Below are 12968 nucleotides of genomic sequence, written 5' to 3' on the forward strand. Positions count from 1 at the left end.
CCTTGCTAACCATCCACATTCTAAGCTGATTCAAGGATAAATCACACAGTCTCTTTCATTTTTAATTTCTTCCATCACGACGATGGTTTTTGTCTCTTTAACATGTGGTAATGCGAGAATACTCTTATCAAACATGGCTCGATATTCTGACATATCAGCCACCCGGACTTTAATTAAGAAATCAAACTCACCCGAAACAAAATGGCACTCCAAAACTTGCTCAGATAAATTAGCGGCTTGGCTAAACTCTTTAAAACTATCAGAGCCGCCATGTGAAAGTTTCACTTCTATATAAATTAACAGACCATGTCCCAGTGCTTGATAATTCACTTTGGCACGATAGCCCTCAATGAAACCTTCTCTTTCTAGCCGCTTAACGCGCTCTAAACAAGGTGTTGGAGAGAGTCCAACTCGTCTCGCTAATTCAACATTGGCAAGACGGCCATCTTTTTGTAGTTCCACCAAAATATGCTTATCAATTCGATCTAATTTAGCCATGATTACAAACTCGTTACAAAACAGAATTAATATCTATTTTAAAAACCATAACCAGAACTTATATCCAAACTTTGAAAAAATAAAGTGATTAATAAAAGAAATCAGCACCTAAAATAGAAAAATATATAAACGGTTGTATACACAGCCGACTCAAGCAACAAATTGAAGCGGAGAAGAAAATGATTATAGGTGTACCAAAAGAGATTAAGAACCATGAATACCGCGTAGGTATGGTACCAGCTAGCGTTAGTGAACTTATTCGTCAAGGTCACCAAGTAGTTGTAGAAACACAAGCCGGTGCTGGCATTGGATTTTCAGATGAAGATTATACCAAAGTAGGTGCTACAATTTTACCTCAAGCTGCAGATGTATTTGCACAAAGCGAAATGATCGTAAAAGTAAAAGAGCCACAAGCAATTGAGCGAGCAATGCTTAGAGAAGGCCAAATCTTATTTACTTACTTACACCTAGCACCCGATCCGGAGCAAACTCACGACCTAATCAACTCTAAAGCGGTTTGTATTGCTTATGAAACCGTTACAGATAATCACGGTGGTTTACCATTATTAGCACCGATGTCAGAAGTAGCAGGACGTATGTCAATCCAAGCAGGTGCACAAGCGTTAGAAAAATCAAACGGTGGCCGAGGCATGTTACTTGGCGGTGTACCGGGTGTAGAACCAGCAAAAGTTGTCGTTATCGGTGGCGGTATGGTTGGTCGTAATGCTGTGCAAATGGCAGTTGGTTTAGGTGCTGACGTCACAGTACTGGATCGCAATCCTGCTGTACTTCGCCAAATTGATGCACAGTTTGGCAACCGTGTTAAAACACTTTACTCAACAGCTGATAGCCTAGAACGCGTTGTTAAAGAAGCTGACTTAGTAGTAGGTGCTGTACTTATTCCTGGTGCAGCAGCTCCAAAGTTAGTATCTAAAGAATTGTTAGAAGAAATGAAGAAAGGCGCAGCGATTGTTGATGTAGCAATTGACCAAGGTGGTTGTTTTGAGACATCTAAGCCGACTACACATGCCGAACCTGTTTACATTGTAGATGATGTTGTTCATTACTGTGTTGCAAACATGCCAGGTGCTGTTGCTCGAACATCAACGTTTGCTTTAAATAATGCAACCTTGCCATTTATCGTTGCACTAGCAAATAAAGGTTATAAACAAGCATTAGTAGAAGATAAGCACCTTCTTGAAGGCTTAAACGTTTATCGTGGCACAGTAACTAATCAGCAGGTAGCAGAATCATTGGAACTAGATTTTGTATTACCCGCCCAAGCAATTGCTTAAAAAGCAATTAGCTTCTAAATAAAAAGCTTCCTTCCTTAGGCCCACTTCGGTGGGCTTTTTTGCCTCTCCCATTCATATCGTTTTTAGCTATAATGGATCCACCTGTTTTTTTGTGGTGAAGTATTTTTATGGCCAACAGCCTGCTATTTATAAACGCTAATCAAGAATTAGCAGCCTCCCTGCGTCCCCTATTAGATAAACACTTTGATGTTGCTGAATGCCAGACAATTAGTGAAGCAATTAAGTTAGAAGAAGATTATTACATCATACTGATTAATAGTAAGAATGTTCCTGAACATGAGCTAGAACAAGCCATGGAATTTCACAAACGCTCGCCCGCCCCCGCCATCATCTTCTTAACTCAAGACGAAAATGAAGAAAATACCCTAAGGTGTTTTGAATTAGGTGCTTACGATGTTATATCTAAAAATTTACCGGCTAATCACATCGTTAAAAAAATAAAGGTGATTGATAAATATAAACGCCTTATCAATAGCTTAGTATTTGAAGAGAAAGAACTAAATTCCTTAGTCGACGTAACATTAAAGCAAGCAGCATTTTATGGCAGTAGTGTTAACTTACTGTCAGATATTCAATTAGCAGATAGTGAAAAAGCACTTGCTAGTATGGTTTTCAACTATATGGAGCAACAAGGACTTCAATCTGCATTGCACTTTGAAGCACCAGACAGTATTCACGACTTTTCGCAACAAACAGTGTTTTGTACCCCAATTGAAAAGAAAGTTTTCAGCTTATTACGAGACAAAGGGCGAATTTATGAATTTAAAGATCGCGCCATGTTCAACGATGAGCATGTATCTTTGTTAGTTAAAAACATGCCAAGTAAAGATAGCACCGAATATAGTTTGCTCATTGATGTATTAGCTAAGTTGATCCCGGCTTTAGAGATGCGTTATCGCGCACTGTTAAATGCGCAACAACTGCAATACGCCTACAAGTCATTACAACAGGCCATTAACGATGTACAAGCAACTACATTATCTTTACAAGAAGAAAGACAGGCAATTATTGACAACATCGTGATGCAGATTGGCTTAAGTTTTCACGACTTTGAGTTTACCGAATCGCAGGAAAAATTCTTAATTGAGTTAATTGAAAACAGTGTCACAGAGCAAGCAAACAGCAACGAAAAGTTCATCGAAATCAATGAAAAGCTGCATAAAGCGATGAATGCAATTTCACCAGACTTATTGTTCGTCGAACCTCCAGAAGATGAAACGAACAACCAAAATATAGAACTTTTCTAACAGGTGTTGATTCAGCTTAATTTAAGTTTTTACTGATTGCGCCGATACATTTCCTAACCACAGATTGAAGTTGAGGTTAGAATGTATAATTGGCGTTGTTTGAGTGTACTGATAATTAGTTTTTTTACTTTAATAGGCTGTAACCAAACCATTGAAGTAAATTTAAAGCCTGTGCCAAAAGAAACTGTCGATATTGTTCATAAGAACTTTCAACAGCGTTTCCTTTATGGTGAATGGCGGTACCAAGGTACTGAAACCGAACCTGGTAAAGTACTTGCTCTAATTCAGATACCAGAAAAGTTATCGCTGTCTGAAGAACAAACCAGTGCTTATATCCAACAAGTCATTTGCCCTAAAAGAACAGACACTGATGTTTGGCAGCAACTCAATCAAGTTAGTTTGGCCGTTAACTTGTACATCACCACACAAGCATCAGGTTTTACCAGTCAATGCCCTAATCCTCTGGTATAAGCTTCTTATCCAACGAAAGCGAGATAACACTCGCTTTGTGTTTAAATGAAACATTATACTACTCGTCAAATTTGCTTAATTTCGCAAAACAATGACGAATAATACAAATCGAAAAACAATTCTAATTACAGGCTGCTCTACCGGAATTGGTTTATGTGTAGCCAAAGAGCTCAAAAAATTAAACTACCAAGTACTAGCAACAGCCAGACAAGCTACAGATGTTGATATGCTGGCGGGTCTAGGTTTTGAATCTTTCCAGCTCGATTATGCTGATGCTAAAAGTATTGAAAGTGCTTTTACTTGGGCTGAGAAAACGGCTGAAAATAGCCAAATTTACGCACTGTTTAACAACGGAGCTTATGGCCAGCCAGGAGCTTTAGAAGATGTATCACGTCAAGCACTGACCGAGCAGTTCGAAGCGAATGTTTTTGGCTGGCACCAACTGACCCGTTTAATGATTACTCATATGCGCAAGCAAGGTTTTGGCCGTATTATCCAAAACTCGTCTGTTTTAGGTATCGTTTCTATGGCTTATCGCGGTGCATACAATGCCTCTAAATACGCAATTGAAGGCCTATCTGACACCTTGCGTTTAGAGCTAGCGAATACCGATATACACGTCTGTCTCGTCGAGCCAGGGCCTATTTTGAGTGAGTTTAGAGCGAACGCTCTTAAACAGTTTGATAAGCACATTGATGTTGAAAGCAGTGTGCATAAAGAAAACTATATCAATACACGAAATAAATTAGTAACTAAAGGCCCAGCGGCACCATTTACCTTGCCACCAGAAGCCGTCTTTAAAAAAGTGCTACACGCTTTAGAAAGTTCAAAACCCAAAGCTCGTTACTATGTGACTTTTCCTACCTATCTATTTGGTTTCCTAAAACGAATACTGCCTACTTCATGGCTAGACAGTATTATTGTTAAGTCGCGCGCCTAGTCTAGTTTAAGTAATAAAAAAGCCAGCAAATGCTGGCTTTTTTATGATTATTGAAAATTTAAATTTATTCAATTGCTTGTCGGCCAGCAAAGGCATGCCCTAAGGTTTTGCCATCAATTAAATCAAGCTCTCCTCCTACAGGAACACCTTGTGCAATTCGACTAACTTTTACATCATGACCGCTAGCCAGTTCAGCGATGTAGTGCGCTGTTGCCTCACCTTCTACAGTAGGATTAGTTGCTAAGATCAACTCTTTAATATCCCCTTGGCTTATTTGTGTCGATAATAGATCAAGACCCAATTCATTTGGTCCAATACCATCTAGAGGAGATAACAGCCCCATTAAAACAAAATAACGCCCATTAAAGTGACCTGTTTGCTCAATAGCCACTACATCAGCAGGACTTGCAACAACACAAACTTGACCTGACTCATGACGCTTAGCAGACTGACAAATTTCACACTGTTCAGTTTCACTGTAATTGCGGCAAGTTACACAATGCTTAATACCATCAATCGCTTCAGATAAGGCTTTTGACAATTTAAGCGCACCATCTCTGCGCGTATCTAATAAGTTGAATGCCATGCGCTGAGCTGATTTTTGCCCAACACCAGGTAATACTTTTAATGCTGTAATTAAGTCTTCTAACAGTGGCGTCATAGTGTTAAACAAATAAATCCTAGAACAGTTATGATAACTCACTGAACTTACCCTGTTTCACTAATAAGTCAATGAGTTTGTCTACACAAGTTTTTATTGGGTTTGAATAGGTACCAGCTTCATTTTTTCTAAAGGCAGATACTGTTTGTCAGCAAAGCGCTTCACTTGAGTTTGCATAGAGAAACAATCGGGTTTGAGCTTGGTAACAGTAATTTGAGCATTTAAAAAGCTAAGGTCTTTTAGATTGGCTAGCCCTTTGTTAGTAAAAAGGGTCAATTGGTAACTGTCAGTGAATTCTTCGGTTAGACTGACTTGCCAATGTCTAGGAATAAAACCTAAAGATGAGAAATAAGCACAGCTAATATCAATTTGTATTGCTTGAATAAACTGATTAGTAGTTTGTTCAATTAAATGTGAGGGCCAAATAACATAATAGCTGTCGGGTATCTTAGATTGGTCTTTTTCTTCAGTTTTTTTATAGTCAGCTGAATGACTAAAGCCCATTAAAAAAACACATATCCCCAACAGAAAAACTTGCAAAAACTTTGTAATAGACACACCAAAGAACCATGAAATTAAACTGCAATAGCTTTATTCAGTATAACTTAATTTATATTGATAACGGTTAAACGCTCAGTGTAGCTTTTAGGTTTTCTCGTAAAAAACAAAAAAGCCGACATGTCAGTCGGCTTTTTTAGATTGATTAAAATGGCATTTTCATGCCAGGCGGCATTTGCATACCACCTGTGACTTCAGCCATTTTTTCTTTATTAGTTTGCTCAACTCGACGAACTGCATCGTTAATCGCTGCTGCAATTAAATCTTCAAGCATGTCCTTATCATCGTCCATTAAGCTATCATCAATTTCTACTCGACGAACATTGTGGTTGCCTAACATAGTAACTTTAACCATGCCTGCACCCGCTTCGCCCGTCACTTCCATCTTAGCAATATCTTCTTGCATCTTCTGCATGCGCTCTTGCATTTGTTGCGCTTGCTTCATGATGTTGCCCATACCACCTTTAAACATATTCTTTCACCTATTAATCTTGCTATAAGGGTTTAACTGAGTCTGGCACTACTTGAGCATTAAACCTCTGTTTTAGTGCTTGTACATTCGGGTCTTGATCAATGAGTTCAACTGCATAGTTCAACCTTTCTTGATTAATCCCTTGTTGTAAATGAAATGGGGTTGCTTGAGTACCCTCTGCAACTTGTGTTAGTAATTGTATCTCAGAATTAAAAAGTGTAGATAGCGCATTTTGCACTTTTTGACAGTTTTCTTCTGTCAATAAATGTTGGTGTGCCGCTTCAATCGTTAACATCACCTGGTGATCTTTTCTTTCCAGTGTCGAATGAATGGCAAGTTGACGCTGTAAACCAATTAATTCGGCACTATCAACAAGTTGCGACCAAAGGTCAACCTCAGATGAATTTGTCACCCCTGCTCTGACTTTTTGCTCTAATTCGTATGAAGTTAAGTCAGGTGTATCCTGTTGAAATTCGAGATGAGCATGAGACGATTGTACCGGTTCAGTTTGCCAAGGTGGCGGCTCTGAATCCGCTAAAGCTTGTTCATGCTGCTCAACTGCTTGCTGGTTGATTTGCGCGGCCTGTTCAGACAGTTGTGATACTTTAGCCGTTAAATCATCTTCATCGGCTACGTCACTAGGTGTCTCATCACTTTGTGGTTGCTCTCGACCTGTTTGTATAGCACTCATCAGGCCAGACACCATATCTAATGCCTGAGCACTGTCAATTCGCTCTGAGGGCTCTGACCGTTCAGCGATTTGCTCCACCGTCATTTCAGGTGAGGCAGTTTGCGCTCCTTGCATACTCATCGCTAAATCTTCAATTTGTGCTTGTTGTGCGGCTAATTCAGCCAAACTAGCATCGTGTGCATCGGCAGTTGTAACTGGCTCATGATTTAAAGCTGTAAACGTACTATCAGACTCTGTATTAGTATCCGCTTCTTCAGATTTATCAGTTAGACTCGATTCCGAGTTTGAGACTGAATTGGCTTCATCTATAGAATATATTGGCGCTGGAGGCTGTTCCTGATGAGTATAAGAAGGTTCATCTTCAGTAATAACAGCAGCTGCATTGGTCGTATCTTCAACCGGCATAGATTGCTCATCAGTTGCAATTTGCGTTGATGAACTGTCAAGGGGCGCATGCGGTGTGGCTAATTCAACTGTTTTTTTTTCTGAATCAACCAATTGAGGTTGTTGCGCCAGATTAAGATCGACAGATGTAACAGGCTGAAAAGCAATCAAGCGCAACAAGGTCATTTCCAGACCTGATCTTGGGTTTGCTGCAAACGGTAAGTCTTGTCTACCTTTGAGTAATATTTGATAAAACAGCTGGACTTGTTCAGCACTCATCTGTGCTGCAATTTGCTTTAGCAGCTCTGCTAATTTGGGGTTCAGCACGCTTGCTTGCGGTAATACTTGAATAAGTGCGATTTGGTGGAAGCAATTTAGCAACTCTACTAACGCTTGTTCGGGTTCAATTGAAGCAATCGAGAGAGACTCTATAGCAGCCATAACCTGATCAAACTGACCTGAGACAAGAGCAGTAACAAGCTGGCTAATATGTTGTTCATCAAGTAAACCCAGCATATTGCGTACAATCTGGGCCTGTACTTGACCATTGCCTTGAGCAATAGCTTGATCCGTTAAACTCAATGCATCTCGGACACTACCATTTGCAGCTAGGGCTAATTGACTAATAGCCGTTGCTTCATAGTTCAACTGTTCAGCATCGAGAATGCGACTTAACTGTTGTTCTAATTGAGTTTGGGTGAGTGCCTTTAAACTGAACTGCAAACAGCGAGATAAAATTGTGACGGGTAGTTTTTGAGGATCCGTCGTTGCCAATAAAAACTTAACATGCGGTGGTGGCTCTTCCAATGTCTTAAGCAAGGCATTAAAAGAATGGCGAGATAACATGTGCACTTCGTCAATCAGATAAACTTTATACCGGCCTTGTGTAGGACTGTATTGCACGTTATCAAGAATCTCACGCGTATCTTCTACTTTTGTTCTCGATGCGGCATCAACTTCAACTAAATCGACAAATCGCCCTTCTTCGATAGCAACACAGTTTTGGCACTGACCACATGGCTCTGCTGTCACGCCATTAATACAATTCAAGCTCTTAGCAAAGATACGCGCAATTGTTGTTTTGCCAACACCACGCGTACCAGTAAACAAATATGCGTGATGCAAACGATCATTAGCAAGTGCATTAGATAATGCTGTAACAACATGAGTTTGCCCCATCAGTTCGGAGAACTGTTGAGGACGATATTTTCTGGCTAGTGCTTGATAACTCATTATTCGCCTGTGTACCTAAATAAACTGAAGGTCTCAATATCAGCTTCTTCCATCACAGTTTCACCACCTAAATCAGGTAATGAAATAACAAAAGCCGCTGCGTGCACGTTAGCACCAAGTTGTGCAATCAACTCTGCGGTTGCTTTTACCGTTCCACCCGTTGCTAGTAAGTCATCGACGATAAGCACTTGATCATTTTTGCCAACAGCGTCAGTGTGTATTTCCAACCTGTCAGTGCCGTATTCAAGTTCATAATCTTGTCCAACTACATCTCTAGGTAACTTATTAGCTTTGCGCACGGGAATAAAGCCTACACCTAACTTTTGTGCTAAACATGCACCAAAAATAAATCCTCGAGCTTCAGTACCTGCAACTTTCGTGATCCCTTTATTTAAGAAAGGTTCAGCTAAAGCGTCTAGAGATAATGAAAAAGCTTGATCATCTTGTAATAGAGATGTGATATCGCGAAATAAGATCCCAGGTTTGGGATAGTCAGGTATGGTTTTTATACAAGATTGAATACGCTCAAGAACACTGGCGTCCATAGGTAACCTGTTGGTTTAAATAGCTTGAGTGCATTAAAACAAATTGAGCGGAAAAAGCAAAGCCCAAATACAGAGGAAGGAGTTATGCCGCTTGGCTTGGAGAAAGCTCGGCAAGCTTTTCGAGCAGCACGTCTATATCGATAGGCTTAGATAACCATTCAAGCTTGAGTTTATTGGCTTTAGCCTTGAAGTGCTCATTCACTTCCGTACTCAATACAATGATATTATCTGAAGAAAAGTCATATTCAGACAAAATGTTTTCACATAGCTTAAGGCCATCCATTATTGGCATCTTATAATCAGCAATAATGGCGTCAAACTGTTCTTTTTTAAAATAAGACAATGCGCACAAGCCATTATCAGCTTGTGTGACTGTATGGCCTTGTTCGATTAGGGCCTGATAAATATTTACCCTGACCTTTTCATGATCATCGACAAGTAAAATATGCATTATCTTACCTTAATAAAAATATTAATTAGAGGATTAAGCAGATAAGTACTTGAACCAGCTAAGCACCATAGGCAATAAAGGTAAGCCTAAAGTTAACGCAATAGCGACGAATAAGTGAAGTACATTTGCCGTTTCAAATTCACCTGTTGTTTGACCCATATCAAAATCCTCTAAATTTAAAGGCGCATATCTTAGCCATTCAACTGCGAAATGCAAATTAAATTTTTACTTAGAAAAGATTATTAACTGAGCTGTAAGTGATGGAACTGCCTAATAATTCCTCGTTTAGCCAGGCCATTTAAAATATCGATTACGCCGGGGGATATCTGCTCTTTGCTAAAATTTGGCATTACAGCAAGTAATTTTTCGACTAATGTTGCTAATTGGATAGCGGGGTTTTGCTCAATAGTAGCCACCAACTGAATTGTAGCGGCATTAACTAGCATAAACTCTACATTATCATCAAAGCTTCGGTAGACGATTAGATGTGTAGGTTCAGACGGTGCTTTATCAGGTAGATATTCAGATGAAATTTGATGTACAGGAAATTGATAACTCAAAGGCCAAGCAAACTCGGATAAAACTAACTCACTCGCATCTACTGCATGTTCATCAACAGGTTTATAGTAAGCTTTTTCAATTTTTGTCCCTACTACTAATTCAACCCATTCATAATGAGCTAACTCCAACATAAAAATTGGGTCATCTTCAGTATATTGGTATTTATTTGACAGGTATTCAACAAACTCAGCTGAAATATCAAGAAACAGCGGAGATTCTGATTGATGTTCAATAAAAAATGCTCTGACTCTTTGTTGCCACTGACTTTGAGTATACAAGCTCTTTAGTACGGGAAATCCTGAAGACAAAAACCCGTCTATATTATTGAAAAACAGCTCTTGGTAAATCGCCATTCTGCGCTGTTCAATACCTTCAGGTAGCGGCATTTCTTCAGGATTACGAACATTTTGAGTAAAGAGCTTTTGTTGTTCGCTTAGTGTTTTATTCATGCGCTTTGCTTATTATTCTGCATTGTTTTTTCTTGAATAAGCTGAATTTTTTTTAATTCATTTATCAATTCAGAAGTAGAAGGGATATTAAAGTCGCGTTCAAGCAAGGTTGGAAAGTGGCCATGCACCTTGTATGCATGTTCCAGTAAAGACCATACCTCATCAATAACATCGCTACCGTGCGTATCGACAATTAAGTCTTCAGCTTCATTGTAGTGTCCAGCAATATGCGCATAGGCAATTCTTTCTGTTGGTAATTGCTCTAGAAACGCATTTGCATCATATCGATGATTAACTGAATTAACATAAATATTATTTATATCTAACAACAGTGAACAGTCAGCTTGGTTAAGTACTTCAAGGGTAAATGCGATTTCAGACATTTCTTGTCCAGGTGCTGCATAATAAGATACGTTTTCTAGTATCAGTGGCCTTTCTAATATGTCTTGTACTTGTTTAACCCGAGTGACGACATGCTTCACAGCCTCTTCGGTGAATGGAATGGGCATCAAGTCATACATATGACCTTGAAATGAACAGTAACTAAGGTGTTCTGAGTAAGCTTTTATGTTATGAAGATCAAAGAATTTTTTAAGCTCTTTTAAAAAATTGATATCTAGCGGATCAACACTGCCAATAGACAGGGAAAGACCATGACAAAGAAAATCATGCTGTTCAGTTAGCTGCCTAAATTGACGTTGAAATTTTCCACCTAAAGTCATCCAGTTTTCAGGGGCAACTTCCATAAATCCAACTTCAGTTGGAACACCTTGAACAAACTCATCGAGCATTTCTCTGCGAAGGCCTAAACCTACTGGATTAATATTTAAAAGCTTATTCATAAAACCTCAAACGATAAACGACATGAGGCTAACAAAAGTTAGCCTCATCAATAGTGATTAAAGCGTGACAGTATTAGTGATTGCTACCACATTTACCTTCGCCACATTTGCCTTCTTTAGCTTTAGCACCGCCGCATTTACCTTCACCACATTTTGCTTCTTTAGCTTTATGGCCACCACATTTGCCTTCGCCACATTTTGCTTCTTTAGCTTTATGGCCGCCACATTTACCTTCACCACATTTTGCTTCTTTTGCTTTATGGCCGCCGCATTTACCTTCACCACATTTAGCTTCTTTTGCTTTATGGCCGCCGCATTTACCTTCGCCACACTTGCCTTCGCCACATTTACCTTCACCGCATTTTGCTTCAGCAGCAGCAACTTCATAACCTGAAGCTAAATCTTGCATTGCAAAAGGAGATGCATTAGCAGTTGTCGCAACTGAAACTGAACCTACCATTACAGCACCTACAGCTGCTGCGACAGATGTATTTTTAAGCGTTTTCATAATATTTCCTTCCAAAATAATTCGAGGTTGTTGTGTCTTATTAGTAGAGACCTAAAGATCTGTGTTTTTCTTTCGTATAAAATACGTTTTTTTAAAATGGTTGACCTTTCACCTTTTAAACTATTGCATATTTTATTGATAAATCGAACTTTATTTCGTTGACCGGAGTTATTTTGCGTTTAATTTTAGCACCTATGGAAGGTGTCGTTGACTATACAATGCGGCAGTTACTAACAAGTATTGGTGGTTATGATTTATGTGTCACTGAATTTATTCGAGTGTCGAATCATATTTTATCAGAGCGCGCATTTTATAAAATATGTCCAGAGCTAAAACATGGATGTCAGACCTTATCGGGAACCCCAGTGCGTCTCCAACTGCTTGGTCAGTGTCCTGATATATTGGCTCAAAATGCCATTGTAGCCTGCCAGTTAGGCGCAAGTGGTATCGACCTTAACTTTGGTTGCCCCGCTAAAACGGTCAACAAACACAAAGGTGGTGCTGTTTTACTCGACTATCCAGAAACGATAGGACAAATTGTTAAACAAGTAAGAGATGCTGTACCTGAAAACATACCTGTTTCAGCAAAGATCAGATTAGGTGTTGATCACTCTGACAACGCTCTAGATATTGCTAAACAAGTTGAAGCAGCCGGAGCCGATGAACTGTTCATTCATGCTAGAACCAAAAAACAAGGTTATAAACCTCCTGCTTACTGGCATCTTATAAAAGAAATAAAATCACAAGTCAGTACAAACATAGTTGCCAATGGTGAAGTTTGGACTTATCAAGACTACACAAAATGCCAGTTTGAGAGTGGTTGTGATGATGTCATGATCGGTAGAGGCGCATTAGCTAATCCAGAACTCGCTAAAAATATCAAATTAGGGATAAGCACCAAGCCAGATTGGCCCTGTGTGGTTGAGTACTTATTATTTCAACACCAAACATTAGCCGATGAAAAACTTAATCATCCCAACTACTACCCATTTAGAGTAAAACAGTGGTTTAGCTATTTAAAACTTGCCTACCCTGAAGCTGTTGACTGCTTTGATAAAATCAAGCGCTTAAAAACCAGTGACGCCATCATTGAGCAATTAAAACACTATTTGAAGTAGCTTTGATTTAAGTCATAACGCTA

16 protein-coding genes are annotated in these 12968 nt (G+C 39.3%); 5 read left to right on the top strand and 11 right to left on the bottom strand.

Annotated features, from left to right (window positions below; translation table 11 throughout):
- Nucleotides 1-30: 30 nt before the first annotated feature.
- A complete protein-coding gene (locus HR060_RS00100) occupies nucleotides 31-498 on the bottom strand; it encodes a winged helix-turn-helix transcriptional regulator (RefSeq protein ID WP_217434834.1) in 468 nt (155 codons plus the stop codon).
- A gap of 179 nt (nucleotides 499-677) precedes the next feature.
- Here HR060_RS00100 and ald point away from each other — a divergent pair, with 179 nt between their 5' ends.
- The 4 genes from ald to HR060_RS00120 all read left to right on the top strand — a co-directional run bounded on the left by ald (nucleotide 678) and on the right by HR060_RS00120 (nucleotide 4472).
- Complete coding sequence (gene ald / locus HR060_RS00105; RefSeq protein ID WP_174198219.1) at nucleotides 678-1793, top strand: alanine dehydrogenase; 1116 nt, start codon at nucleotides 678-680, stop codon at nucleotides 1791-1793.
- A gap of 128 nt (nucleotides 1794-1921) precedes the next feature.
- A complete protein-coding gene (locus tag HR060_RS00110; RefSeq protein WP_174198220.1) occupies nucleotides 1922-3061 on the top strand; it encodes a response regulator in 1140 nt (379 codons plus the stop codon).
- 81 nt (nucleotides 3062-3142) lie between these two features.
- Nucleotides 3143-3532: a hypothetical protein gene (locus HR060_RS00115; protein ID WP_174198221.1), complete on the top strand. Its 390-nt coding sequence runs from the start codon at nucleotides 3143-3145 to the stop codon at nucleotides 3530-3532.
- Between the two features lie 91 nt (nucleotides 3533-3623).
- Nucleotides 3624-4472, top strand: a complete 849-nt coding sequence (locus tag HR060_RS00120) for an SDR family oxidoreductase (RefSeq protein ID WP_174198222.1) — start codon at nucleotides 3624-3626, stop codon at nucleotides 4470-4472.
- A gap of 64 nt (nucleotides 4473-4536) precedes the next feature.
- On the opposite strand, the gene recR is transcribed toward HR060_RS00120, so the two are convergent.
- The 10 genes from recR to HR060_RS00165 all read right to left on the bottom strand — a co-directional run bounded on the left by recR (nucleotide 4537) and on the right by HR060_RS00165 (nucleotide 11827).
- Entirely contained in the window at nucleotides 4537-5133 is a 597-nt protein-coding gene (recR, locus tag HR060_RS00125; RefSeq protein ID WP_174198500.1) for a recombination mediator RecR, read from the bottom strand.
- Between the two features lie 93 nt (nucleotides 5134-5226).
- On the bottom strand, nucleotides 5227-5637 hold the full coding sequence (locus HR060_RS00130) for a hypothetical protein (RefSeq protein WP_174198223.1): 411 nt from the start codon (nucleotides 5635-5637) through the stop codon (nucleotides 5227-5229).
- Nucleotides 5638-5836: 199 nt separating this feature from the next.
- Nucleotides 5837-6163 carry a YbaB/EbfC family nucleoid-associated protein gene (locus HR060_RS00135; protein ID WP_174198224.1) on the bottom strand — a complete coding sequence of 109 codons (327 nt, stop codon included), beginning with the start codon at nucleotides 6161-6163 and terminating at the stop codon, nucleotides 5837-5839.
- A gap of 22 nt (nucleotides 6164-6185) precedes the next feature.
- Entirely contained in the window at nucleotides 6186-8471 is a 2286-nt protein-coding gene (dnaX, locus tag HR060_RS00140) for a DNA polymerase III subunit gamma/tau (RefSeq protein WP_174198225.1), read from the bottom strand.
- Nucleotides 8471-9016, bottom strand: a complete 546-nt coding sequence (apt, locus tag HR060_RS00145) for an adenine phosphoribosyltransferase (RefSeq protein ID WP_174198226.1) — start codon at nucleotides 9014-9016, stop codon at nucleotides 8471-8473. The genes dnaX and apt overlap by 1 nt, the downstream gene beginning before the upstream one ends.
- 82 nt (nucleotides 9017-9098) lie before the next feature.
- On the bottom strand, nucleotides 9099-9467 hold the full coding sequence (locus tag HR060_RS00150) for a response regulator (protein WP_174198227.1): 369 nt from the start codon (nucleotides 9465-9467) through the stop codon (nucleotides 9099-9101).
- A gap of 33 nt (nucleotides 9468-9500) precedes the next feature.
- Nucleotides 9501-9626: a hypothetical protein gene (locus HR060_RS19585; protein ID WP_281362528.1), complete on the bottom strand. Its 126-nt coding sequence runs from the start codon at nucleotides 9624-9626 to the stop codon at nucleotides 9501-9503.
- A gap of 83 nt (nucleotides 9627-9709) precedes the next feature.
- Nucleotides 9710-10477: an HvfC family RiPP maturation protein gene (locus HR060_RS00155; RefSeq protein ID WP_174198228.1), complete on the bottom strand. Its 768-nt coding sequence runs from the start codon at nucleotides 10475-10477 to the stop codon at nucleotides 9710-9712.
- Nucleotides 10474-11319: an HvfB family MNIO-type RiPP peptide maturase gene (locus HR060_RS00160; RefSeq protein WP_174198229.1), complete on the bottom strand. Its 846-nt coding sequence runs from the start codon at nucleotides 11317-11319 to the stop codon at nucleotides 10474-10476. Before HR060_RS00160 ends, HR060_RS00155 begins: the two co-directional genes overlap by 4 nt.
- A gap of 73 nt (nucleotides 11320-11392) precedes the next feature.
- Nucleotides 11393-11827 (bottom strand): HvfA family oxazolone/thioamide-modified RiPP metallophore, encoded by a 435-nt coding sequence (locus HR060_RS00165; RefSeq protein ID WP_174198230.1) that lies wholly within the window; start codon nucleotides 11825-11827, stop codon nucleotides 11393-11395.
- Nucleotides 11828-12000: 173 nt separating this feature from the next.
- On the opposite strand from HR060_RS00165, the gene HR060_RS00170 reads away from it, so the two are divergent.
- Entirely contained in the window at nucleotides 12001-12945 is a 945-nt protein-coding gene (locus tag HR060_RS00170) for a tRNA-dihydrouridine synthase (protein WP_174198231.1), read from the top strand.
- Nucleotides 12946-12968: the final 23 nt, after the last annotated feature.

This window comes from Marinifaba aquimaris (assembly GCF_013328345.1).
GTDB lineage: Bacteria > Pseudomonadota > Gammaproteobacteria > Enterobacterales > Alteromonadaceae > Marinifaba > Marinifaba aquimaris.